General features: G+C 72.0%; 23 protein-coding genes and 1 pseudogene. 11 read left to right on the forward strand and 13 right to left on the reverse strand.

The genetic code is table 11. The features are described from left to right. The first annotated feature begins 29 nt into the window (after positions 1-29). Both ABD978_RS15515 and ABD978_RS15520 read left to right on the forward strand, forming a co-directional pair. Positions 30-536: an NUDIX domain-containing protein gene (locus ABD978_RS15515; RefSeq protein ID WP_345354105.1), complete on the forward strand. Its 507-nt coding sequence runs from the start codon at positions 30-32 to the stop codon at positions 534-536. Positions 537-629: 93 nt separating this feature from the next. After that, entirely contained in the window at positions 630-1,889 is a 1,260-nt protein-coding gene (locus tag ABD978_RS15520; RefSeq protein ID WP_425550719.1) for a cytochrome P450, read from the forward strand. Here ABD978_RS15520 and ABD978_RS15525 read toward each other — a convergent pair whose 3' ends face one another. Continuing rightward, on the reverse strand, positions 1,890-3,155 hold the full coding sequence (locus tag ABD978_RS15525; protein ID WP_345354107.1) for a cytochrome P450: 1,266 nt from the start codon (positions 3,153-3,155) through the stop codon (positions 1,890-1,892). 236 nt (positions 3,156-3,391) lie between these two features. Then, positions 3,392-3,865, reverse strand: a complete 474-nt coding sequence (locus tag ABD978_RS15530; protein ID WP_345354109.1) for a MarR family winged helix-turn-helix transcriptional regulator — start codon at positions 3,863-3,865, stop codon at positions 3,392-3,394. Positions 3,866-4,022: 157 nt separating this feature from the next. Between ABD978_RS15530 and ABD978_RS15535 the strand changes: the two genes are divergently transcribed. The 3 genes from ABD978_RS15535 to ABD978_RS15545 all read left to right on the forward strand — a co-directional run bounded on the left by ABD978_RS15535 (position 4,023) and on the right by ABD978_RS15545 (position 7,849). Beyond that, entirely contained in the window at positions 4,023-6,086 is a 2,064-nt protein-coding gene (locus tag ABD978_RS15535) for a hypothetical protein (protein WP_345354111.1), read from the forward strand. A gap of 26 nt (positions 6,087-6,112) precedes the next feature. Beyond that, positions 6,113-6,721 (forward strand): GNAT family N-acetyltransferase, encoded by a 609-nt coding sequence (locus ABD978_RS15540; RefSeq protein ID WP_345354113.1) that lies wholly within the window; start codon positions 6,113-6,115, stop codon positions 6,719-6,721. Positions 6,722-7,684: 963 nt separating this feature from the next. Beyond that, the gene (locus ABD978_RS15545; RefSeq protein ID WP_345354115.1) at positions 7,685-7,849 is read left to right on the forward strand and encodes a hypothetical protein; all 165 of its coding nucleotides are present in this window, start codon (positions 7,685-7,687) and stop codon (positions 7,847-7,849) included. Between the two features lie 489 nt (positions 7,850-8,338). Here the strand turns inward: ABD978_RS15545 and ABD978_RS15550 are convergent. Beyond that, positions 8,339-8,906: pseudogene (locus ABD978_RS15550) on the reverse strand (TetR/AcrR family transcriptional regulator). A gap of 171 nt (positions 8,907-9,077) precedes the next feature. On the opposite strand from ABD978_RS15550, the gene ABD978_RS15555 reads away from it, so the two are divergent. Then, on the forward strand, positions 9,078-10,097 hold the full coding sequence (locus ABD978_RS15555; RefSeq protein ID WP_345354117.1) for an aldo/keto reductase: 1,020 nt from the start codon (positions 9,078-9,080) through the stop codon (positions 10,095-10,097). Positions 10,098-10,158: 61 nt separating this feature from the next. On the opposite strand, the gene ABD978_RS15560 is transcribed toward ABD978_RS15555, so the two are convergent. Further along, positions 10,159-10,719 (reverse strand): MarR family winged helix-turn-helix transcriptional regulator, encoded by a 561-nt coding sequence (locus ABD978_RS15560; RefSeq protein WP_345354119.1) that lies wholly within the window; start codon positions 10,717-10,719, stop codon positions 10,159-10,161. A gap of 68 nt (positions 10,720-10,787) precedes the next feature. Between ABD978_RS15560 and ABD978_RS15565 the strand changes: the two genes are divergently transcribed. Beyond that, positions 10,788-11,633: an SDR family oxidoreductase gene (locus tag ABD978_RS15565; protein ID WP_345354121.1), complete on the forward strand. Its 846-nt coding sequence runs from the start codon at positions 10,788-10,790 to the stop codon at positions 11,631-11,633. Here the strand turns inward: ABD978_RS15565 and ABD978_RS15570 are convergent, their stop codons facing one another. Further along, positions 11,634-12,461 carry an NAD(P)H-binding protein gene (locus ABD978_RS15570; protein WP_345354123.1) on the reverse strand — a complete coding sequence of 276 codons (828 nt, stop codon included), beginning with the start codon at positions 12,459-12,461 and terminating at the stop codon, positions 11,634-11,636. Between the two features lie 59 nt (positions 12,462-12,520). Here ABD978_RS15570 and ABD978_RS15575 point away from each other — a divergent pair, with 59 nt between their 5' ends. Further along, a complete protein-coding gene (locus ABD978_RS15575; RefSeq protein ID WP_345354125.1) occupies positions 12,521-13,024 on the forward strand; it encodes a MarR family winged helix-turn-helix transcriptional regulator in 504 nt (167 codons plus the stop codon). Positions 13,025-13,037: 13 nt separating this feature from the next. On the opposite strand, the gene ABD978_RS15580 is transcribed toward ABD978_RS15575, so the two are convergent. The 3 genes from ABD978_RS15580 to ABD978_RS15590 are packed head-to-tail and all read right to left on the reverse strand — an operon-like array spanning position 13,038 to position 16,104. After that, positions 13,038-13,676, reverse strand: coding sequence for a response regulator (locus ABD978_RS15580; protein ID WP_345354127.1), 639 nt, complete (start codon positions 13,674-13,676; stop codon positions 13,038-13,040). Then, a complete protein-coding gene (locus ABD978_RS15585) occupies positions 13,667-14,950 on the reverse strand; it encodes a sensor histidine kinase (protein ID WP_345354129.1) in 1,284 nt (427 codons plus the stop codon). Before ABD978_RS15585 ends, ABD978_RS15580 begins: the two co-directional genes overlap by 10 nt. After that, entirely contained in the window at positions 14,947-16,104 is a 1,158-nt protein-coding gene (locus ABD978_RS15590) for a glycosyltransferase 87 family protein (protein WP_345354131.1), read from the reverse strand. Before ABD978_RS15590 ends, ABD978_RS15585 begins: the two co-directional genes overlap by 4 nt. A gap of 172 nt (positions 16,105-16,276) precedes the next feature. Here ABD978_RS15590 and ABD978_RS15595 point away from each other — a divergent pair, with 172 nt between their 5' ends. Further along, a complete protein-coding gene (locus tag ABD978_RS15595) occupies positions 16,277-17,020 on the forward strand; it encodes an ABC transporter ATP-binding protein (RefSeq protein WP_345354133.1) in 744 nt (247 codons plus the stop codon). Between the two features lie 2 nt (positions 17,021-17,022). Continuing rightward, entirely contained in the window at positions 17,023-19,602 is a 2,580-nt protein-coding gene (locus tag ABD978_RS15600; protein ID WP_345354135.1) for an FtsX-like permease family protein, read from the forward strand. 32 nt (positions 19,603-19,634) lie between these two features. Here ABD978_RS15600 and ABD978_RS15605 read toward each other — a convergent pair whose 3' ends face one another. The 3 genes from ABD978_RS15605 to ABD978_RS15615 form a co-directional block, all read right to left on the reverse strand. Then, complete coding sequence (locus ABD978_RS15605; protein ID WP_345354137.1) at positions 19,635-20,204, reverse strand: DNA-3-methyladenine glycosylase I; 570 nt, start codon at positions 20,202-20,204, stop codon at positions 19,635-19,637. Then, positions 20,201-20,629: an SRPBCC family protein gene (locus tag ABD978_RS15610; RefSeq protein WP_345354139.1), complete on the reverse strand. Its 429-nt coding sequence runs from the start codon at positions 20,627-20,629 to the stop codon at positions 20,201-20,203. Before ABD978_RS15610 ends, ABD978_RS15605 begins: the two co-directional genes overlap by 4 nt. Before the next feature lie 64 nt (positions 20,630-20,693). Beyond that, complete coding sequence (locus ABD978_RS15615; protein WP_345354141.1) at positions 20,694-21,404, reverse strand: hypothetical protein; 711 nt, start codon at positions 21,402-21,404, stop codon at positions 20,694-20,696. Positions 21,405-21,490: 86 nt separating this feature from the next. Here ABD978_RS15615 and ABD978_RS15620 point away from each other — a divergent pair, with 86 nt between their 5' ends. Beyond that, positions 21,491-22,021 carry a hypothetical protein gene (locus ABD978_RS15620; protein WP_345354143.1) on the forward strand — a complete coding sequence of 177 codons (531 nt, stop codon included), beginning with the start codon at positions 21,491-21,493 and terminating at the stop codon, positions 22,019-22,021. 7 nt (positions 22,022-22,028) lie between these two features. Here the strand turns inward: ABD978_RS15620 and ABD978_RS15625 are convergent, their stop codons facing one another. Together ABD978_RS15625 and ABD978_RS15630 are read right to left on the reverse strand one after the other, a co-directional pair. Next, the gene (locus ABD978_RS15625) at positions 22,029-22,613 is read right to left on the reverse strand and encodes an LOG family protein (protein WP_345354144.1); all 585 of its coding nucleotides are present in this window, start codon (positions 22,611-22,613) and stop codon (positions 22,029-22,031) included. After that, positions 22,613-23,419 (reverse strand): LOG family protein, encoded by an 807-nt coding sequence (locus ABD978_RS15630; RefSeq protein ID WP_345354146.1) that lies wholly within the window; start codon positions 23,417-23,419, stop codon positions 22,613-22,615. The genes ABD978_RS15625 and ABD978_RS15630 overlap by 1 nt, the downstream gene beginning before the upstream one ends. Between the last annotated feature and the right edge of the window lie 113 nt (positions 23,420-23,532).

The following is a 23,532-nucleotide window of genomic DNA, read 5'->3' on the forward strand; positions in this document are numbered from 1 at the left end:
ACCGGCCCGCAACCCTTAGCCTCGGCATCGTGACCGAACGCGAATGGCTGTCGACCGAGGACTGGTACGCCTCCCTGCCCACCGTCTACCTCGCGGCGGGCGGCCTGATCACCGACACGTCCGGGCGGATCCTGCTCGTCAAGCCGAGTTACCGCCCGTACTGGCTCTTCCCCGGTGGCGTCGTCGAGGCGGACGAGGCCCCGCACCGGGGCTGTGAACGCGAGGTCCTGGAGGAGGTCGGGCTGAGCGTGCGCGCGGGACGCCTGCTCGTCTCCGACTGGGTGCCGGCCGACGCCGAGCGCCCGCGCCCGAACATGTACTTCCTGTTCGACTGCGGCACGTACCACGGGGACGCGCCGATCCGGTTGCAGGAGGAAGAGCTCGTGGATCACGCGTTCGTGACGGTCGAGGAGGGCGTGGGCCTGCTCTCCGCCGCCTCCGCCGCCCGCCTCCCCGCCGCCCTCGAGGCCCGCGCGACCGGCGAGACGCGCTACCTCGCCGCGTCACGGCCCACCGACGCGGACGTCCCGCGCTAACGGGCCAATGGGCGCGATGGGCCCGACGCTATGGACCTGACAGAAAGCTGTACATAACCTTGACCGGCACGCTTGCCGATCAAGGGAGTGTTCATGGCCATGTCGTCGGTGCCGCCGGATGTCCTGTCCCCCGAATTCGCCGCGGATCCCTATCCGTTCTACCGAACGATGCTGGAAGAATTCCCGCTGATCAGGCAGGAGTCGAGCGGCGGTTACGTCATCTCGCGCTACGAGGACGTGCAGCGCGCCTTCCGGGACCCGGTCTTCACCACCGACAACTACGAGTGGCAACTCGAGCCCGTGCACGGGCGGACCATTCTGCAGATGAGCGGTCGGGAGCACGCCGTGCACCGCGCGCTGGTGGCACCGGCGTTTCGCGGGAATGAGCTGCAGGAGAAATTCCTGCCGGTCATCGAGCGCAACTCCCGCGAACTCATTGAGCGTTTCGCGGGCCGTGGAACCGTCGATCTGGTCGCGGAATTCTCGACCCGGTTCCCGATCAACGTCATCGCCGACATGCTGGGCCTGGACAAGGCGGATCACGACCGGTTCCACCGGTGGTACACCTCGATCATCGCAGTCTTCGGCAACCTGGCCGGCGACCCGGAGGTGGCGGCGGACGGCGAGCGGACCCGCCGCGAGCTGGGCGAGTACCTCATTCCGATCATCCAGGAGCGCCGGGCGAACCCTGGGGAGGACCTGCTGTCGACGCTCTGCGCCGCCGAGATCGACGGCACCAGGATGACCGACGACGACATCCGGGCCTTCTGCAGCCTGCTGCTCGCCGCGGGCGGCGAGACCACCGACCGGGCCGTCTCCGGCCTCTTCCGGAACCTCCTCGCGCACCCCGACCAGCTCGCCGCCGTCCGCCGCGACCGCACGCTCATCCCGAAGGCGTTCGCCGAGACGCTGCGGTACACCCCGCCGGTGCACATGGTCATCCGTCAGGTGGCCGAGGACGTCACGCTCAGCGGCGGCACCGTACCCGCCGGCGGCACCGTCGTGTGCGCGGTCGGCGCCGCCAATCGCGACCCCCGGCGCTTCTCCCGCCCGGAGGTGTTCGACGTCTTCCGCGACGACCTCGCCGCCTCGACCGCGTTCTCCGCGGCCGCCGACCACCTGGCCTTCGCCCTCGGGCGTCACTTCTGCGTCGGCGCGCTGCTGGCCAAGACGGAGGTCGAGGTGGCGACCAACCAGTTGCTGGACGCCATGGACGACATCGCGTTCCGGGACGGCGCCGCGCCGCCCGAACAGGGGGTGTTCACCCGCGGCCTCGTGACGCTGCCGCTGGAGTTCCGGCCGGCGGCCGTCGGCTCCTCCTCTGCGGCGGCGGCCCCGGCAGTCTCCGGCTGATCAGCCGGAGACGTACGACGGGGCGAACCTCACCGGCAGGTCGACCAGGCCGCGCATCCACACGGACGGCGACCACTCCAGATCCCCGGGGTCCACCGCCAGCAGCACGTCCGGCAGCCGGTCGAGGAGCACCTCGACGGCGGCCTCGCAGATCACCTCGGCGAGCTCCGGTGCCGGGAACGGGCACCGGTGCTCGCCGTAACTGAACGACATCATGGCCTGGTTGCCGACCGCCGGGGCATCGGCGGCGGGCCGTACGCGCGGGTCGCTGTTGGCCGCCGCCAGGCCCAGGACGAGCAGGTCGCCGGTGTTGATCTGCTGCCCGCCGAGGTGGACCGGCCGGGCGGCCCACCGGCCCAGGTAGTTCTGCGTGGGGGTGTCCTCCCACAGCACCTCGTTGAGCGCCTGGCCGACGCTGCGGCGGCCGCCCGCGAGGTTCAGGGAGAACCGGTCGTCGGTCAGCATCAGCCGGACGGTGTTGCCGATCCAGTACGCCATCGGCTGCTGGGCCGCGGTCATCACGAGGACCAGGTCCGCGATGAGCTCCTCTTCCGTCAGGTCGGCGGAATCGTTCATCATGCGCGTGACGAAGTCCGCGCCGGGCTGCTCGGCCTTGTGCGCCACCAGCCGCTCCATGGTCGCGCAGATGCCCTGGTACGCGTCGAGCGCGCCCTCGTCGCCGTTGACCGTGGTCATCATGTCCCGTAGCAGGCCCGGCGTCTCCGCCTCGGGCAGGCCGAACATCCTGGCGAGGACGAGCAGCGGCAGCGGGTGCGCGTACTCGGCCATCAGTTCGGCCTCTCCCCGCATGGCGAACGCGTCGATCAGTTCATCGGCGATCTTCTCGGACTTGTTCCGCAGGTCGAACTGGTCGACGACGAACAGGCTGTTGCTGATCGCGCCCGCGCGGCGCCGGTGCTCGTCGCCTTCGGCGAACAGTGTGGAGGGCTGGTAGCCGACGAAGGGCCGCAAGGGCCAGTCGGGCGGGATGTTGTCCCATTCGTTCCAGCGGCGGCAGTCGCGGGCGAAGACCTCCGGGTGGCTCAGCACGTGATGAACCTCCCGGTAGCCGATCACGAACCAGGCGGGGATGTCCCCCTCGAGCACCACGGGCACGACCGAGCCGTGCTCCTGTCGCATCTCGCGGTACAGCTCCGACGGATTCCGCAGGAACCGCGGCCCGTACAGCGGCAGTACGTCGGCGTGGGCGGGACAGCCGCCCGGCGACACGTCGGCGGAGGCGGTGGCAGGCGCAGGTTCGGTCATGGCCTTCTTCCACTATGGGCTCTGGATCCGCCGACGGCACGCCGGCGGGAGGTCACGGCTTGTTCGCGGGAGACTACGGTCAAGAGTCACCACAGGGCCAGCATCGGGACGAATCTCCCCGAAAAACGCGGCCCACCAGCACCCGAAACTTCGCTTTCCGGTTGATTTCGCCCCGCACAGACGACCCTCAAAGACGGCGTACGTGCGGGTGGCGGGTGCGCGGCCCGGAGGACCGCTCAGCGGTCGACGGTCACCTCGAACAACCGTTGCAGCAGAGTGTGCAGCGCGAGCTGCTCGTCGCCGGTCAGGCCGTCGAGGATGTCCCGCTCGATCCCCTCGCCCGCGCGGCGCAGCGTCTCGACCGTGGTGCGGCCTTCCGCGGTGAGCCTGATCGTGTGCCGGCGCCGGTCGGCGGGGTCCCGGGTCCGCTCGATCAGCGCCTGGCGCTCCAGGAAGTCGACCACCGAGACCGCGTTCCGCGGATCCACACCGATCAGTTCGGCGAGGTGCTGCTGATGGGTGACCTTCACGTTCTCCAAGGTCATGAGGGCGCCATAGTGATGCGGCGTCATGCCGTGCGCGGCCAGCATGCGCGCCCATCGCCGCCGCGACTCGGCACCGAGCCGGGTCAGCAGGTAGCCCGTACTGGCACGGAGCTCAGGCGGCGCAGCAGAAGCACTCCCTGCTGATTCGTGGCTATTGTCCGCCATATCGGTGATCATACGCTCTTGAGAACATCCTCCATGATGGTCATATTTGATGGCCATTCGCCGCTCAGGAGCATTAGAGACAACGCCGCACTTCCCCGTTACCGTCTGCACTGATACACAACAGGACAGATCACAGCGGAAGAACGCGGAGCGGACGATGGCCCCTCACCCCCCGGCGCCAACCGTCACAGGCCGACCCGTCGGCGACCGGTATCGCGGCGCCGGTCTGCTGCTCACCATTCCCGCCGCCCTCCTGGCGCTCGTCACCCTGGTCGTGCCGACCGGCCAGACGATCGTGCGAAGCCTCCAGGACTCGCAGATCTTCGGCCCTTCCCACAAATTCGTCGGCCTCGAGAATTACTCCAAGCTGCTCGAGCAGGGCTACTTCTGGCGCGCGCTCGGCTTCTGGCTCCTGCTCGCCCTCGTCCCGGTCCTCGTCGCAGTGCTGGTCGGCCCGGCGCTCGCCGCCGCCCTGGACGGGGCGGGCACCTGGCCCCGGCGGGCCGGCCGGGTGCTGATGTCCCTGCCGCTCGTGGTGTTCTCCCCGGTGGCGGTCGCCGTCGCCTGGCACATGGGCCAGGCGGGCGCCGGCGGGAGCGGGATCGCGAAGATCTTCGGCCGGATCGACAGCCCCGACAAGGCGTTCGGCGTCATCCCGCTGATCACGGCCGCCGCCACGTTCGGCGCGGTGTGCGGCCTGGCGCTGCTGGTCTTCCTGCCTGTCCTGCACGGCCGCGGCGAAGGCCGGCGGATCGCCCCGGCCATGCTCGCGGTCGCGGCGATCGTCGCGCTCGCGGTGATCGCGACGAGCATGCAGGCGTTCACCTTCCCGGCGGTGCTGAGCGACTCGCCGCGCTCGACCACTCCCGTCGGACTGGAGTACAACGTGGCCTTCCTCCGGGCCGAGTTCGGCTTCGGTTCGGCCCAGGCCACCATCGTCGGCCTGACCGTTGCGGTCCTCGGCGTGGCCGCGGCCCTGATCGCGATCAAGACGAGCCTGGGCGTCAAACTCGCTCCGGCTCCCCCGCGCGGAGCACCGGAGCCCGGCCCACAGCCGGACGCGGGCCGTGGAGTGCTCGGACTGCTGGCCGTGGCCCTCGTCCTGATCCTCGCCGTCCTGGGCTCCTGGCCCTGGCTCTCCGCGCTGTTCTCCCACGGGCCCAAAGGCTCGTCCACCGCGTCCACGGCCCGCCTCTACCTGAACACGTGGATCCCGCCGCTGCTGGGCGCCATCGTCTCCGTCTGCGCGGCGTTCCTGGCCGCTCTGGGCATCGGCGGCCTCCGCCCGCTCGGCCGCCGCAGCGAATGGCTCCTCCTGCCGTTCGCCCCGTGGCTGTTCGTGGGCATCGGCCCGCTCGGCATCGCCGACTACCAGAACGAGCGGGACCTCCACCTCCTCGGGAAGTTCCCCTCCCTGTTCTCACCGATCCTCGTGAGCGTCCCCGCGCTGTTCATCCTGACGCTCTTCTGCCGGAGACACGCGGCGCGCTGGCGGGCGCAGCGCGCCGCCGGCGCCCCGGCCGGACCGTCGTTCTTCGCGACGATCGTCGTCCCGGCACTGCCCCTGGCCGGCCTGCTCGTCGGTGCGATCACCCTGATCGGCGGGCAGGGCCTGCTGTGGCCGTACCTGATCGGCGACCGTCCCGACACGCGGACGGCGCCGATCGAGCTGGTGGTCCGCGTCGAGCAGACGTTCAGCGCGAACGCGAAGGTCGGGCTCACCACGCCGATCGTCGTGGTCGTCCTGGCGCTGATCGCGCTGGCCGCGCTGCAGATCCTCTATCTGGACCGGCTCGTCATCACGACCGGCCCCGACGAGGAGGCCGTGGGTCTCTCTCAGCCGATCCAGCCCGCGGGACCGCACGTCCCGGTCCCGGGCCACGGCGGCCCCGGCCTCCCGCCGCCCTCCGGACCGGCGTTCGCCTTCCCTCCCCCACCCGGCCTGGCCCCGCCGCCGCCGTACGGGCCTCCCCCTGGATACGCGCCGCCACCGGGGTACGCGCCCCCGCCCGGCTACGGACCACCGCCTTCGCCGGCACTGCCGTCACCCGAGAGGACACCGGCCGAGCCGAAGCAGGAGCCGTCGGCCGGTCCGGAGCACGCCCCCGACCCCGCTACTGAGGCGCGGACGAGGAGCGACGCGGAGACACCCTCCGCCGCGAGAGAGGACTCGGCTCCGGAGGACACTCCCGCCGACGACCCGCAAGGCAAGGACGACTGAGGCGGCCCGCCGCCCCCGGAGGATGGATGCTCTCCCTGCCCGCCAGGGCCCGACGCGTCAGCGGATGTCGCGGCGGACGTCACGCCTTGAGCACCCCGCGGCTCGTCCTGCAGACGGCCACGCTCATCGACCTGAACATGGCCGCGGCCGCCGCCAGTGACCCGGAGGCGCAGCGGTGGCTGGGGTGGCCGCCCGATCGCCTGATCATGGAGGGTCACCGGGATCGCCTTCTCGCCCAGCGGCCGGGTCGAGGGCGCCCGTATCGGGGACCGGACGACGACTTCAGGCTGATCGCCATGGATCGCCGGAGCGGCGGGCTCGCCGGCTCCGTCTACGTGCACGGCGAAGGAGAAGCCGGCGGATTCCTGGCCCCGCGATTCCGGGCTCACGGTCTGGGCACCGAGCTGTTCGCGGGGGCTGCGGCTTTCGCACACGACCATCTGGGCATGGCCGTGGTACGCGCCGGCGCCGAAATCTCGAATTCCCCGTCGATCGGCGCCCTGCTGTCGGCAGGCTTCGTCCCGGCTGAGGGGCTGGGAGAACACGAACTCCCGGACGGACGTGTCATACCGAGCCGCTGGTTCTGTCACAGGTCCGATCAGCCGACCCGATGTGCCATCACCGGGGGCCGGTGAGCCTGCGCCGACGCTTTGTCATCAAATGCGGAGAGCGCCGAGCCGTGAGGTGACGCGCGGCGTTGGGTCCGCCGCCGGGCCGTACGAAACACTCGGCGAAGCGAGTCGTGAGTGGGGACGTTCCGGGATGATTCGCCGTTGCCGATCACCTTCACCGAGCGTTGTGTACGCCAGACCGACCGCCGCTGCGAAGCGGAGGCAGCCAGGTCGATCGGCCCCTGCCGACCCTCGACAAGAGCGACGCCGAACGCCTCGCCGTTCTCACCGAGAACCTGTTGCGTCCACTCCCCCATCGGCAGGCACACGATAGGACCTGGCGCGAAGTCGCTGTACGGGCCGACCGACCTCGTGGCGTCAGAGAATCGGGTGGCCGTGGCGGGGCATGACTCGGCCCCACGTCCGACGCCGTAGCGACGTTGCCGCCATCGTGGGACGTCAAAGTGGCTGATCGATCCGGATGGATACCGCGTAGAACCGATTTGAGCCGACCTCGCACTCGGGGGCGTACTCAAAGGGTCGGCGAACGCTCGCGCTGCCGGGTGGTTCGTGCCGGTAAGAGACGCGTTTTCGGTGGCTTCACCGAGCGTTACGTCCGCCGCAGTCATGACCCAAGCCCCCAGCAGCACCGTGATCAGGGGAGGCCCCCGCCGAGTGCGCGGGAACTCCCGCAAGGAAGGTGGGGTACGCGGGCGCCGGCCGCACGACCGCCTTCGGCGGGGATGACGCCGGAGCCCTCGGCGACACGCCTGGGTCGCGTCCCACCCACCAGGTGGTGTCTACCTGGCCGAGACGATTCATCGCCCGGGTGGACAGCGCCAAGCGTTATGGGTCACTCGGCGGGCGAGTGGGCGAGGTAGGCATCGCCGAAGTCGTCTCGGTGCTCGCCGAAGCCACTTTTCCCTGGACAGTTCTCACTAAGACGTCCCACAGCTTGTACGGGACCCAAAGAGGGAGAAGATCGACATGGGCATCAGAGACCGCCTCGCACGGCTGAGCGACAACATGACGCTGAACTCGGCGATCCGCGCGGCCGAACAGCAGGAGCTCATCGATCGCATGACGAGCAAGGCGAAGGGGAAGGGGAAGGGGACTCGCGGGGGAAAGGATTCCCAGCGGTCCGACGGCTGACCCTGCAATGAACCCTGCCCCGAACTGCGGTGATGGCGGACGCCTGACGGCGTCCGGCGACAGCCGTCGAGGGCGGAGCCAACGCAAACGGTGGCCGGGCATGTCGCCCGGCCACCGTCTTTCGCATGCTCGGATCGACCGACCCGTAACTCACTCGCGGTGCGCGACTGCTGTCACGTTCGCGCTGTCACCGGCTGGTCGCGGTTGTCGGTCAGCCGCGGGGGTAGCCCAGGCTCGTGCCGCCGACGATCTGCTTGAACTTCTCGTCGGTGCTGTCCTGCTGACCCTGGCCGTTCTGCGTTCCCTGCGCGTTCGTGGCGGACATAGGAAGCCTCTTTCTGTTGACGACGACCTCCGCGAAGTCGCGGAGTAGCTGACCCGCTCTAGGGGTGCTACAGAGGGACTGTCCGCGGAACTGAAGATCGTCAAGGCCGAACCGCCCACTATCGAAGGCGAAAGAGGGTCCCAGAGCCCTTCCCGCTCCCAGGTTCAGGAGGGATCCGGGTCGGTGGGGCGGCGTAGGCCGGCGATGAGGAGCGTGACGAGTCGGCGTGCGTCGTAGCGGGTGTCGCTGTCCGCGCCGATGCAGAGGTTCCCGACGCCGCGCATGAGCTCGTAGGCCTCCAGGTCGGAGCGGATCTCGCCCGTGTCGGCTGCGGCGTCGAGCAGTTCGGTGCACACGGGCACGAGCCGATCGAGGAAGTAGGAGTGCAGGGCGTCGAACTGGGCGCTGTCCGACCGCAGCGCCGCGGCCAGTCCGTGCTTGGTCACGAGGAGGTCGACGAACAGGTCGATCCATCGCGCCAGGGCGGCGTACGGGGTGGTCGCGTCGGCGAGGCAGGTCGGGCCGACCTCGGCGCATGCCTCGACCTGGTGCCGGTAGACGGCGACGACCAGGTCCGCTCGCGTCGGGAAGTGGCGGTAGACCGTGCCCAGCCCGACGCCCGCGTACCGGCGCGTCGACGCCCGAGGCGACGAAGACCGCTGCGGCGGCGTCGAGCAGAGCCTTCTCGTTGTGTCGGGCGTCGGCCCGCCTACGGGGGGCCTGTCCTGCCATGTCCGTCACTGTGCCGCTTTCCTGCTGCTGCGTCATCGTCGGCTTGCCAACCGGAACAGTGTTCCGTATGTTTAGCGGAACACTGTTCCGCATAGGCCAGTATGGCAGGCGGACGAGGATTGACACAGCCGGGGGCTGCGATCGCTCGCAGCCTCAGTAAGGAATGCGCTCATGCAGTACCGCACCTTGGGTCGTACCGGAGTGCAGGTCAGCACTCTCGTTCTCGGCGCGATGAACTTCGGCGCGATCGGGGGCACCACCCAGGACGACGTCACCGCCATCGTCGATGCCGCCCTCGACGCGGGGATCAATCTCATCGACACCGCCGACATGTACAGCAACGGCCAGTCCGAGGAGATGGTCGGCAAGGCCATCGCCGGCCGCCGCGACGACATCGTGCTGGCGACCAAGGCGAACATGCCGATGGGCGAGGACCGCAACCGGCGGGGCAGCTCGCGCCGCTGGCTGGTCACCGCGCTGGACGACAGTCTGCGCCGCCTCGGTGTCGACCACGTGGATCTGTACCAGATCCACCGGTGGGACCCGGCCACCAGTGACGAGGAGACGCTGTCGGCGCTGACCGACCTGCAGCGGGCCGGAAAGATCCGGTACTTCGGCTCCTCGACCTTCCCGGCCTACCGCATCGTCCAGGCCCAGTGGGCCGCCCGCGAGAATCACCTGAGCCGTTACGTCACCGAGCAGCCCAGCTATTCCATCCTCCAGCGCGGGATCGAGGCGCACGTCCTCCCCGTGACCGAGCAGTACGGGCTCGGCGTCCTGGCCTGGAGCCCGCTGGCCTCGGGCTGGCTGTCGGGCGCGATCCGCGAGGGCCGGGAGGTCGCCACCGCCCGCGCGAAGTTCATGCCGGAGCGCTTCGACACGTCCATCCCGGCCAACCGCGCCCGGCTCGAGGCGGTCGAGCAACTGGCCAAGGTCGCCGACCAGGCCGGCCTGACGATGATCCAGCTCGCGCTCGGGTTCGTCACCGCGCATCCCGCCGTCACCAGCGCGATCATCGGCCCCCGAACGCCGGCCCACCTGCACTCGCAGCTCGCCGCCGCCGACACCGTGCTCTCCGCCGACGTGCTGGACGCGATCGACGCCATCGTCGCTCCCGGCGTCGACCTGGCCGCGCACGAGAAGCACGACACCCCTCCCGCCCTGCTCGACCCGGCACTGCGGCGCCGCTGACCGCTCTCGGCCGTCGCTCCGCTCATCACCCGTCGGCCTAGCCGGAGCGGACGCGGGTCGGTCAGGAGCCGGGGCGGGGGCGGTCGTGGCGGGGGGCGGGGCCGAACTCCTCCTCCAGGCGGAACAGCAGCGCGCCGAGCAGGGAGTTCAGCCGGTCGACCTGGTCGGGGGCGAGCGCGCCGCCGAACAGGCGCTGCTCCTCCAGCGTCCGCTGGGCGGTGGCGGCGCTCCAGAGGCGGCGCCCCTCCTCCGTCAGCCGGACGGGGCGGCTGCGACCGTCCGTGGCAGGGGCGGGTTCGACCAGGCCGCTGCGGGTGAGGCGGTCGATCCGGACGCTGACCGTGCCGGAGGTCAGGCCCAGCGCGTCGGCCAGTTGCTTGGGCGTGCGCTCGTACGGGGGCCCGGATCGTTGCAGGACCGACAGCGCCGCCCAGTCGCCGACGGTGATCGACTCCCGCCCCGCCGCCCGCTCGAGGACGTGCTCGAAGAGGCGGGCGATCCGGCCGATCCGCTGGCGGGCGGCCTCCACGCCGGGGTCGACGCCGGAGGGCATCTGTCCGATCCACTGGGGCAGGTCGGTGCCGACCGAGTCGGGCGGCGTCTCCCCACGATCTCCGGTCACTGGACACATCCTTGAGTCTCAAGCTACTTTCCCTTGAGTCTCAAACTATCTGATTCGAAGGATCGACCATGCCTGAAACCGCGAACGACCCCCGCGTGTGGTTCATCACCGGCACCAGCAGCGGCCTCGGACGGGCGATCGCCGACGCCGCGCTGGCCCGCGGTGAGCGCGTCGTCGCCACGGCGCGGGACCCGCAGAGCGTCAAGGACCTCGTCGAGCGGGCACCGGAGCTGGTCCGCGCGGTCGCGCTGGACGTCACCGACCCGGCCCAGGTGACGGCCGCGGTCGGCACCGCCATCGAGGAGTTCGGCCGGATCGACGTGCTGGTCAACAACGCCGGACACGGGTTGATCGGCGCGCTGGAGGAGCTGTCCAGCGAACAGATCGACGCGGTGCTCGCCACGAACGTGCTCGGCGTCATCGGCGTGACCCGTGCCGTGCTGCCGCACATGCGGGCCCGGCGGCGGGGCCACATCGTGCAGATGTCCTCGGTCGGCGGCGCGGTCGGCAACCCCGGCCACTCGATCTACGCGACCTCCAAGTTCGCGCTGGAGGGGATGTCCGAGGCACTGGCCGGCGAGGTCGGGCCGCTGGGCATCCGGGTGACCATCGTCGAGCCGGGCCCGTTCCGGACTGACTTCGCCGGCCGGTCGATGCGGTTCGCCGACCCGATCGACGACTACCGCGACACCCCGGCCGGCGCGTTGCGGCGGCGCTTCTCCGACCAGAACGGCGTGCAGCCGAACGACCCGGCCAAGGCCGCCGAGGCGATCGTCAAGGCGGTCGACGAGCCGGACTCGCCGCTGCGTCTCCCGCTCGGCCCGGAGGCGGTGGAGCGGATCCGCCAGAAGCTCCGGCGGCAGCTCGCCGACCTGGACGCCTGGGAGCAGGTGTCGCTGGACACCCGGTACTGATCAGCGGAAGCCGTCGGCGTGGCGGGCGGCCCATTCGGCGTACGTGTGGGGCGCCCGCCCGATCAGGTCGGCCGGGGCGGGCGACACCTCGGCCATCTCCTTCGACTCCGCGCGCATCGCGATGAGGGCGTCGACGACCGGGGCGGGCACGCGCGCGGACATGGCGGCGCGGTACTCCTCGGCCGACAGCCCCTCGAACCGCAGCTCACGGCCCAGTACGTCACCGAGTATCGCCACCCGCTGTGGGTCGGTGAGCGCCTCGGGCCCGGTCAGCAGGTAGGTCCGGCCGGCGTGACCGTCGTCGAGCAGCGCGCGGACGGCGACAGCGGCGATGTCGCACTCGTCGATCGGCGTCCCGGCCACGCCGTCCCCGAGCCCGCGGACGACCCCGGTGGCCCGGATCTGCGGGGCCCACCACTGCAGATCGTTGGCCATGAACGCGCCGGGCCGCAGGATCGTCCACGACAGGCCGGAGTCCGTCACCGCCTGCTCGATGCCCGCGTGCAGACGCCCGATCGGGTTCGGCCGCTCGTACCTGACCGCCGAGGCGGACAGCAGGACCACGTTCCGGAGCCCGGTCTCCCGCGCCGCGGCGAGGAAGCCGGCGGTCCGGTCCGGCACCGGGAACAGGAACGCTCGCTCCACTCCGCGCAGCGCTTCGGGCAGGGTCTCGGGCTCCGCGAGATCGCCCCGGACGACCTCGACCCCGTCCGGCAGGTCCGCCCGGTCGGGTCGGCGGGTCATCGCCCGTACCTCGGCGCCCTCCTCCAGCAGCTGCCCGACCACTTGCCGGCCGACGTTCCCGGTCGCTCCGGTCACGAGGATCACGGACGTCTCCCTTCGACTTCCCAAATACTTCGTATTTCCGAATATATACACTGGGCGTCGTGACCGAGCACGCACCACCGCAGGCGAGCCGCCGTCCCGAGCCCGCGGAGATCAGGGAGGTCCTGGCCCACGTCCCCCTGGTGGCGGCGTACTTCCAGCGAGCGCGCGGCGACATGCCGCCGGAGTTCTACGAGGCGTTCCGGAAGCACGGGCTCACCGCCCGGCACGGCGCGGTGCTCAGCCACCTGTTCGTCGAGGAGTCCCTCAGCGTCACCGAGCTGTCGCGGCGGATGGGCGTCTCCCTGTCCACCGCCAGCGAACTCGTCGGTGACCTGAGCCGGGCCGGCTGGGTCGAACGCCGCGAGGATCCGGCCAACCGTCGCCGGACGCTCGTGTCGATGCCGGACCGGCAGCGCCCGGTGATGGAGGAGTTCATCGCGCGCCGATCCGCACCGCTCCTGCGCGTGCTGGAGAGCCTCTCCCCACGGGACCGCGCGGGGTTCGTCGCGGGCCTGACCGCCTGGGCCCACGAGGTGCGCGACTGGCAGAGCACGGGCCCCTGACCCGTGCGCGCCGTCAGCCGCGCAGGTGGGCGAGGACGGCGAGCACGCGGCGGTGGTCGTCGGGGGCCGGTGGCAGGTCCAGCTTCATGAAGATCGAGCCGACGTGCTTGACGACGGCGGCCTCGGTGACGACCAGGCGGCGGGCGATCGCGCCGTTGGAACGGCCCTCGGCCATCAGCTCCAGCACCTGGCGTTCCCGGACCGTCAGCCGTCGCAGCGGTGAACCGTCGTGCCGGCCGGACAGGAGCCGCCGGACGACCTCGGGATCGATCACGGTGCCGCCCTCGGCGACCCGGGTCAGGCCGTCCATGAACTCCGCGATGTCGCCGACGCGGTCCTTCAGCAGGTAGCCGACGCCGCCGCCGGTCTGCAGCAGGTCGGCGGCGTAGGACCGCTCGACGTACTGCGACAGCACCAGTACCGGCAGGCCGGGATGGTCACGCCGCAGCTCCAGCGCGGCCCGCAGTCCCTCGTCGCGGTGGCCCGGCGGCATCCGCACGTCGGTGACGACGATGTCCGGCGGGTCGGCGGCGACGGCGGCGACCAGGGCCGGCGCGTCGGCGACCGCCGTCGTCTCGTGGCCGAACCGGCCGAGGATCTGGATGAGGCCCTCGCGCAGCAGCACCGAGTCCTCGGCGAGCACTACCCGCACGGCATCTCCACCCGGACGATCGTAGGGCCGCCCGGCGGGCTGGACAGCCGGAGGGTTCCATCGTGGACCGCGACCCGGTCGGCGAGGCCCTGCAGTCCCGTGCCCTGCCCCGGATCCGCTCCGCCGGACCCGTCGTCGTGGATCTCGACGACGAGCAGCCGGTCGAGCATCCGCGCGGACACTCGGGCGTGCCGGGCGTCGCCGTGCCTGGCCGCGTTGGTGAGGGCCTCGGCGACGACGAAGTACGCGGCCGACTCGAGCTGCTCCGGCGGACGTACGGGCAGGTCGACGTCCACCTCGACGGGCACCGGGGAGCGCTCGGCCAGGGCTCGTACGGCCGCGTCCAGGCCACGGTCGGTGAGGATCGAGGGATGGATGCCCCGGACGAGGTCGCGGAGTTCGGCCAGGGCGGCGCGCGCCTCGTCCTGCGCCTTGCCGATCAGCTCGCGATCCCCATCGAGCCGCGCGAGTCCGAGCAGCATGATCAGCCCGGTGAGCCGCTGCTGCGCTCCATCGTGCAGGTCGCGTTCGATGCGCCGCCGCTCGGCCTCGAACGCGCCGGCCATCCGGGCCCGCGACGCGGTCACCGCGACCAGCCGCTCCCCCAGCTCCGCTTCGCCGGACCGTACGAGGAGCGCGCGGGCCAGCGCGGCCCGGGCGCCCGCGAGCAGCGTCAGCGCGTAGAGGCCGGCCACCGCCACCACGACCCCGACCGGCACGAGCGCCCACGCCTCGCCCGGCGTGTCCACCGTCACCAGCGAGCCGTACTGGATCCGGTCGCCACCGCCCACCAGCGCCGGCGCGGCGATCTGCACGGCCGCGACGGCGATCAGGTTCGAGACCACGGCGCCGTCGAACACCGACAGCGCCCCGTGCAGGAGTCCGTAGCCGAGTTCCCGCCAGGACGCGGTCTCCCGCAGCCGGTACCGGATCCAGGGCCGTAGTCCCGGGCGCGGCACGGCGCCGTGCGGCGACGGCGCCGGGCGCGGGTCCAGCCAGCGCAGCCTGCGGCGTTCGACCGCGGCCAGCGCCACCGCGAGCAGCGGAACGCAGGCCAGCAACACCACCCCGGCGACGACGGGCGTCAGGAGCAGGCCCAGGCCGAGCAGCGCGAGGGTGAACGCCAGCCAGACCAGGCCGATCGGCACGCCGGTGACGACGTACGCGAACGCCCGCCAGGGCCACGCCGAGAACAGGAAACGCAGCGGGTTCCGCGCCATCGACCGCCAGACCGTCGTGCGTCCGCCCGCACCGTGGTCCCCCGTCCCGCTCACGCCACGACCGTACGCGACCAGGCCGCCAGCACGGTCGGGTAGAGCAGGTAGCCCCAGCGGGTGGCGGGCAGCAGGCAGATGGCCAGGCCGAAGCCGAGCGCCGTCCGGCGTGCGGCGTCCGCGGCGTCCCGGGGCGGGCGGAGACACAGCCAGGCGGCGATCGTCACGGCGGTAAGGCCGAGCAGCGCCAGGGCCACCGCGTGCCCGGCCGGTCCGAGGCCGGCGAGCAGATGCCCCGGCAGTGGGCTGTCGGCGGGCGAGGTCACCGGCGTGAGCCCGAGCGGGAACAGCACGACGTTGGTCAGGAAGGCGGCGGGGTCCAGCAGGGCGGGCACGCCGATGACCGGGACGAGCACCGCGGCCGCGGTGCCGACATACCTCGGCGCGCCGGACCGCCCTGTCAGGAACAGCGCCGTCACCAGGACCGGCCAGGCCGTCGGCTTCAGCGTCGCGGCGACGCCCAGGACCGGCCCCGCCCATCCGGGGCGCCGCCGGGCCAGTACGAGGCCCAGGCAGGACAGGCCGAGCACCGGCAGATCGTCGCCGCCCACCGCGATCGGCAGCGCGACGACCGGCGAGACCAGAACGAGTACCGGCAGGCCGCCCCACTCAACGCCCCGCACAACGCCGCCCCGCTCAAGGCCGCCTCGGGCGACCAGGCCGGCGAGGACCATCGCGACGGCGAACACGGCGGTGAACAGGAGACGGGGGTCGAGCCCGGTGGTCCCGAACACGGCCATGCCCGGCAGGTACGGGTCGTACGCGGTGTACGCGCCGGCCGGCACGGCGCTCGCCGGGTACGGCGTGCCGTGCCGCAGGAGGTGGGCGCCGGACCGGGCCACCACGGCCACCTCCTCCTGCGCCGTTCCAGTGACGACCAGAACGACGAGCGGGACCAGCGCCGCACCGGCGAACGCGCAGCCGCGACCGGCGGTACGGCTCACGGTGGAGACACCGGCGGCCATCGCGTACCCGACCGCCGCGATGACACCCCACGTGCGATGCGCCGCGGGACCGGCGACGACCGCGAACACGCCCGCGAACCCCGAGAACGCCGCGAACCAGAGGGGTTCCGGCGGGAGGCGACGCGGCAGGCCGCCGGTGGGGCGGGGTGTGGTCCGTCGTGCGTCGGGCGGCGACGCGATGATCGTCATGCCGGAGCTCTTCCGTCGAGGGTGGGTCACCACCAGCGAACCGGCGACGCGCGGAAAGATCAGTAGAGCGGGATGCCGAGGTGAGGTAGGCCCTGCCGGGTGGGGGCAGCCCTACCGGGAAGCTCCAGACCGCGCCAGTGCGGCCGGGCTCCGCCACGGGTTGGCTTGAGGCATGACACAGACGACCGCCCTGCTACCCGTCGCCCGGGCGTACTCACTCGTGAAGACGTACGGCTCCGGGGAGAACACGGTGGCCGCGCTGCGTGGCGTCTCGGCCGCGTTCGCCCGCGGCCAGTTCACCGCGATCATGGGCCCGTCCGGGTCGGGCAAGTCGACGTTCCTGCACTGCCTCGCCGGGCTGGACACCGTCTCGTCCGGTGCCGTCGTCATCGACGGGATCGACATCACCAAGCTGTCGCGGACGCGGCTGACGAGGCTGCGCGGCGAGAAGCTCGGCTTCGTCTTTCAGTCCTTCAACCTGCTGCCGATGCTGACCGCCGAGGAGAACATCCGGCTCACCGCCCGGATGGCCGGGCGACGGGTGGACCGCGAGTGGTTCCGGATCCTCGTCGACGCGCTCGGGCTGCGGGAACGGCTCGGCCACCGGCCCGCCGAGCTGTCCGGCGGCCAGCAGCAGCGGGTCGCGGTCGCGCGGGCCCTGCTGACCCGGCCGGAGGTGGTGTTCGCCGACGAGCCGACCGGCAACCTCGACTCCTCCGCGGGCGGAGAGGTGCTGCGGTTCCTGCGCGCGGCGGTGGACACGTACCGCCAGACCGTCGTGATGGTGACCCACGACCCGCTCGCCGCGTCGTACGCCGACCGGGTGCTGTTCCTGGCGGACGGCCGGATCGTCCACGAGCTGGCCGGTCCGACGATCGACGCGGTGCACGGCGTCATGCGCCGGATGGAGGGCTGACCATGTGGCTGATCGCCCGCCGGTCCTTCGCCCAGGACTGGGCGCGGCTGACCGCGACGGTGCTCGCCGTGCTGTTCTCCGTGGGGCTGATGTCGGGATCGCTGCAGTTCGCACTGCGGGCGCAGGCCGCGGTGTCCGGGTCGGACGCGAGCGAGTACGCCAACGCGGACGTGGTCGTGCAGCCGCCCGGCGCGGACCCGGAGGAGTCGTTCGCCGTTCCCCGGGGTCAGGTGCGGCCCGGCGCGATCGGCTCCGTACCGGGCGTCGCGGCGGTCGCCGGGGACGCCGCCGTGCCGGTCACGGCCATCGGGGCGCACGGCCGGCCGGTGCTGCCCCCGGCGGGCGCGGGGACCATGCTCCGCCCCTGGATCCCCGACCCGCGCCTGAACGCCTACCACCTGGTGGCCGGGCGGGCCCCGGCCGCCGACGACGAGGTGGCCGTCGTACGGCACGTCGCGACGGCCGGGCACCTGGCGACCGGGACCACGATGACGTTGCTGCTGCCCGAGACGTCGAGCAGGGTGCGCATCGTCGGTGTCGTCACCGTCCAGGGCCGGGGGTCCGTGGCGTCCGGCGACCTGGTCCTGGGCACGCCCACCGCCGTTCAGAAGGCGGCGGGCCTGGCGCCGGGTACGTGGCAGAGCCTGTGGGTGAAGGCCGCGCCGGGCGTTCCGGCCGGCGAACTCCGGAACCGGCTGACCGCGCCGATGCGCCCGGCCGTCGTGCGCACCGCCGCCGGCCTGCGGCGCCACCAGTCGGCAGAGCTGCAGAGCATGGGCGCGTCGGTGGGCGGGGCGATCGGCATGCTCTCCTCGGTGGCGGTGTTCACCGGCCTGTTCGTCGTCGCGAACGCCTTCGGGACGATGGTCCGCCAGCGGACCCGGCGGCTGGCCCTCCTGGCGGCGATCGGGGCCCGGCCCCGGCAGATCAGGCGGCTGGTCCGTCTCGAGGCGCTCGTCCTCGCCGTGGTCGCGTCGGCGGGCGGCCTCCTCGTCGGGTACGGCGTGTCGGACGTTCTCACCCGGCTGTTCGCGCAGGACGGCTTCGACATCTCCGCCGGCGAGGTCACGGTCGGCTGGATCTCACTGGTCTTCCCCTTCGCGGCGGGCGTCGTGACCACGCAGCTGGCGGCCTGGCGGCCCGCCCGCCGCGCGTCGCGGGTCGCGCCGATCGAGGCGCTCCGATCCGCGACGACGGAGAACCAGAACCGGAGGTGGCCCCGGATCGCGGGCGCCGTCGCGATCTTCGGGGCGTCCTGGATGTTCTTCGGCCCGGTCTTCGCGGTGGCGAACGACCCGACGTCCGTCGGAACCGACCGGACCGTGGGGATCATGATGCTCATCATGCTCGGATGCATGGTGTGCGTGTCCGGGCTGGCCGTGCTCGCGCCCTTCTTCGTGGGCCCGCTCGGCGGCCTGGTCGGACGGCTCGGCATGCTCGTCAGCGGCGAGGCGGGCCGGCTCGCCCGCGCGACCATCGTCCGCAGCCCGCGCCGGGTCTCCTCGGCCGCCGCCTCGCTCATGCTCGGCGTCGCGCTCGTCGTCACCACCGGGCTGCTGATCACCTCCATCAACGACCGGTCCCGCGCGGCCGGGGCCGAGGCCCTCGCCGCCGACCACGTCATCGCGGGGACCGGCCGTACGTCGAACGGGGCCGCGACGCTCCCCACCGACACGGCGGCCCGTGCCGCGCGCGTCCCCGGCGTGACCGCCGCGGTCGCGCTGACGCGGACGGAGGTACGGCTCGTGTCGCCGAAGGTCAAGGCGTTCGACAGCGACCCCGGCATGCCGATCTTCCTGGCCGTCACCGGCGCGTCCGACGTACGGCCGGTGCTGCGCTTCGGCGGGCACCTTCCCGTGCTGCGGCCCGGCGAGATCGGCGTCACGTCCCCGCTGGCGAAGGCGTACGGCCTGCGTCCGGGCCGCCGGATCGTCGTGCACGGCACACGCGGCGACGTGACGCTCACCGTGGCCGGCCGGTACCACGACCCCTCGCACCTGTTCGCCGACCAGGCGCTGGTCGCGCCGGCCACGATGGCGACGCTGGATCCAAGCGCGAGCACCTCGGCCGTCCTCGTCCGGGGCACCGCGTCGGCGGCGGCCCTGACGGCGGCCGTCTCCGACGTTCCGGTGGCCCGGGTGTACGGTCGGGCGGCCTACGTGCGGGTGGCGGCGGCCGCCATGCGGCAGGGCGTGCGCGTGATCTACGGGTTCATCGCGATGTCCCTGGTCATCTCGCTGTTCGGCATGGCCACGACGGTGGCGCTGAGCGTGTCGGAACGGACGAAGGAGTTCGGGATGCTCGGCGCGGTCGGGACCACCGTCCGGCAGATCCGGTCGATCGTCCGCTGGGAGGCCGCGACGGTCGTCCTGCTGGGGGTGCTGCTGGGCCTGGGCACGGCCGTCGGCACCGTCGCGCTGCTGCACGTCGCCACCGGCAGTTCTTTCATCCGGGTGGACCTGCCGTGGTGGCTGCTCGCCGCCGTGGTGCTGGGCGCCGCCGTCGTCACCTGGGCGACGTCCGCGCTGCCCGCCCGCCGCGCCGCCGGAGTGCCGGTCCTGGAGGCCGCGAAGGCGGAGTGACCCTCACCACGTGGCGCCTGCCGGGTCGTCCCCTACCGGTAGGCGCCGCGGCGGTGGCAGTCGACGAGGTGGTCGTCGACCAGGCCGCAGGCCTGCATGAGGGCGTAGACGGTGGTCGGGCCGACGTGCCGGAAGCCGTGCTTCTTGAGCTTCTTGGCGAGCGCCGTGGAGCCGGGCGTGGTGGCGGGCACGTCGCTGCTCGTCTTGGGCGCCGGGGCGGCCGGGTCGGCGTGCGCCCAGACGAGGGCGGCCAGGCCGTCGGGCAGGTCGAGCGCCGCCCGGGCGTTCGCGATCGTCGCGTCGATCTTGCGGCGGTTCCGGACGATGGCGGCGTCGGCCAGCAGCCGCTCGACGTCGGCCGGGCCGTACGCCGCGACCTTCTCCAGGTCGAAGCCATCGAACGCCCGCCGGAAGCCCTCGCGCTTGCGCAGGATCGTCAGCCAGGACAGCCCGGACTGGAACGCCTCCAGGCACAGCCGCTCGTACAGCCCGTGGTCGTCGCGGACCGGGCGGCCCCACTCGTCGTCGTGGTAGGCGATGTAGTCGGGAGCGGAGACGCCCCATGGGCACCGCGCCAGCCCGTCCGGTCCGATGACAGTCATTCGAACATGTTAGCGAGGCGGTGCAGCGATGTCCGCAACATGACGCGGGCGGCCGGACCGACCGCGAACCAGCCGACGCGGCCGAGCGGCCCGAGCGGCAGGTCGAGCAGCTCGGCCCAGGTGACGCGGCACCGGCCGTCCGGCAGGTCCAGGAGATCGAACCGTCCCTCGCCGCGTACGAGACCGCCGGTGTGTCGCACCAGGACACGGTGCGGTGGCCGCCACTCGCTGATCACCATGGTGTCGAGGAAGCCGACGGGACCGACGCCCGTCCACGCCTCGACGCTCGCGCCGTCACCCGCCCCGCCCTCCGCGCGGGTCAGCGGCACCCACTCGGAGTGCCGCGGCCAGTCGACGAGGACGTTCCACACCTGCTCCGCCGTCGCCGGTACGTCGGCCGACGCGTGCACCGCAACTCTGCTCATGCGTCCTCCTTCGTCGGAGGAGTGACCAGAGGCGCTGCGCTCATGATTCGCTCGCTGCGCTCACTCATGCGTCCTCCTCCCGCCGCTCGGTCTCGGCCGCTCGTTCCGCAGCGTCCTCGTCGTCGGCCGCCGGGCCCTCGTCGGCGTCGCGGTCGGCCCGCGGGTCGAAGACGACCTTGTCGACGATGGTCTGCGGCGGACTCGCGGGCCGATCCTGTACGGTCTGCGGCGGATTCGCGGGCTGGTCCTGCACGGTCTGCGGCGGATTCGCGGGCCGGTCCCACAGCGTCTGCGGCGGATCCGCGGGGCGGTCCCGGGGCTCCTCACGGGTGTGGTGCGGAAGCGGCGGCAGGTCGCCCTCACGCGAGGACGGCGGATCGGACGGCGCGAACGGATCGCGCAGGTCCATGGAGTCGGGCGCCGGGGAGGCCGACGGGACGGCCGGGCGCCAGGTCTGCTCCGGCGGCTCGTTCAGGTGCCGGCGCGCCTCCGCGAGCTCCTGCTCGAGCACGGCGATGCGCGTGTCCCGCTCGGTCAGCTCGTGCGCGAAGCGTTCCAGCGCCTCGTCGGTGATCTGCTTGTGGTAGCCCCAGAGCCCCATCGGCAGGCGGAGCAGCACGGCGTCCGTGCCGCCGACCGGGCGCCGGCCCGGCAGCGACAGCCGTGGATGGTCCGGATGCTCGACGGAGAGCTCTCCGCCGCCACCGGTGGCCACGACGACGATCGCCGCCAGGACGGCCAGCGCGGCGAGGGCCACGGTGATGGTGACAAGCATGTACCGATCGTGCCACAACCACGCGGTACGGTGGGTCAACCCGCTCAGCGGACGCCGCACGCGCCGCATATGCCACGATCAGGACCATGGAGCTGCGTCTCGGGACCCGGGTCATCTTTCCCGGCGCTTTCACGGTGATGACGGAGGGCCCTGCGGAGGGCGCCGACATCGCCGAGGTCGCCGCCGACCCGGAGATCGTCCGCGCGGTCCGGGCGGATCCGCGGGCACCGGTCATCGCGGTGACGCCGTCCTCGGAGGAGCAGGCCGCCGCCTGCGTACGGGCCGGGGCCGACCTGCTGATCGGGGACGCGTTCGCCGGCGTGGCCGCGGCCACCGGGGCCGCGCTGCTCTGCTCGGCGCCCGAGCGGGCCGTCGGGGTGCGTCCGGACGGTGTGCTGGTCCGCGTCACGGACCCCTACGAGGCCGAGCGCCTCGCGGAGGCCGGGCGGGCGGTGATCGTGGACGCGGCCGAGCCCGCCGTCGCGTCGGTGTTCGCCTGGGCCGGCGCCCGGGTCTTCCGTGCGGCCGACGCCGACGCGATGCGGCAGGTGCTCGACATGGTGGCCTCGATCAAGGGCACCCGTCCACCCGCCGTATCGCGGCGCGGCCTGGCCTGACGGCGGATCAGGGCTCGGACTCGACGTAGTCCTCGGCGGTCGGCTGCATGCGCACGGGCGTGCGTTCCAGGTGGTCGAACGCCTCCTCGACCGTGGTGGCCCAGCCGATCGCGTCGAAGATGCGCGGCCGGGCGAACCCCTCGTCGAGCAGGTGCTTCATCAGATCGCGCAGCGGCTCGTACAGGCCGTACGGGTCGAGGATCGCGATCGGCTTCTCGTGCATGCCGAGGACGCGCGAGGTCCAGATCTCGAAGAGCTCCTCGAGCGTGCCCAGCCCGCCGGGCAGGACGAGGAAGGCGTCGGACCGGCGGTCCATCTCGCCCTTCCGCGCCCGCATGTCCTCGGTGACGACCAGCTCGGCGGAGTCGTCGTCGGCGATCTCCACGTCGACGAGCGCCTTGGGGATGACGCCGACGGTCTGGGCGCCGCCCTCGCGCGCGGCGCGGGCGACGGCCCCCATGCAGGACACGGTGGCGCCGCCGCTGACCAGGCTGTGTCCTCGCCGGGCCAGCTCGGCGCCGGCCTCGGCGGCCAGTTCGACGTAGCGGCCGTCGATGCGGCCGCTGGACGAGCAGAAGACGCAGACGCGCATCAGCTTCCGTTTCCTCCCGCCTCCGCGTCGGCCTCCTGGGCCGCGCGCTCCTCCCGTTCCCGCTCCTGCGTCTCGTGGGCGCGTTTGATGCGCTCGACGACCTCGTCGGGGTCGTCCGTGACGTACATCAGCTCGAGGTCCTCTGGGGAGATCTTGCCCGCGGGCAGCATCTGATCCTTGATCCACTGGATCAGGCCGCCCCAGTAGTCCGTGCCGACGAGCACGATCGGGAAGCGGGTGATCTTCTTGGTCTGCACGAGCGTGATCGCCTCGAACAGCTCGTCCAGCGTCCCGAACCCGCCGGGGAGCACCACGAACGCCTGGGAGTACTTGACGAACATCGTCTTGCGGACGAAGAAGTAGCGGAACTCCACGCCGATGTCGATGTGGTCGTTCAGCTTCTGCTCGAACGGCAGCTCGATGCCGAGCCCGACCGACAGGCCGCCGGCGTCGTCGGCCCCCTTGTTGGCGGCCTCCATGATCCCCGGCCCGCCACCGGTGATCACGGCGTATCCGGCCTCGGCGAGCAGCGCGCCGATCCGCTCCGCCAGCTCGTACTCCTCCGAACCCGGCTTCGTACGGGCGGAGCCGAAGACGCTCACCGCGCGCGGCAGCTCCGCCAGCAGGCCGAACCCCTCGACGAACTCCGCCTGGATACGGAGCACCCGCCAGGGGTCGGTGTGCAGCCAGTCCGAGGTGCCGCGGGAGTCGAGCAGGCGCTGATCGGTGGTGGTGGCGGGGATCGCGTTGCCGCGGAGGGTCACGGGACCCTGTCGTCTCCTGCGCGGCGTCTCGTCAGGTCGCATGGCCTAACCGTAGCCAGCGACGCGACCGCTTTCGGCCGACCTCGGGGTATACCCGTTGGCGAAGAAACGATGCTTTCGTAATGTATGTCGATTTGTCGGGTTCTAGACTCCTC

Origin of the sequence: Actinoallomurus liliacearum, assembly GCF_039542035.1 — a bacterium.
GTDB lineage: Bacteria > Actinomycetota > Actinomycetes > Streptosporangiales > Streptosporangiaceae > Actinoallomurus > Actinoallomurus liliacearum.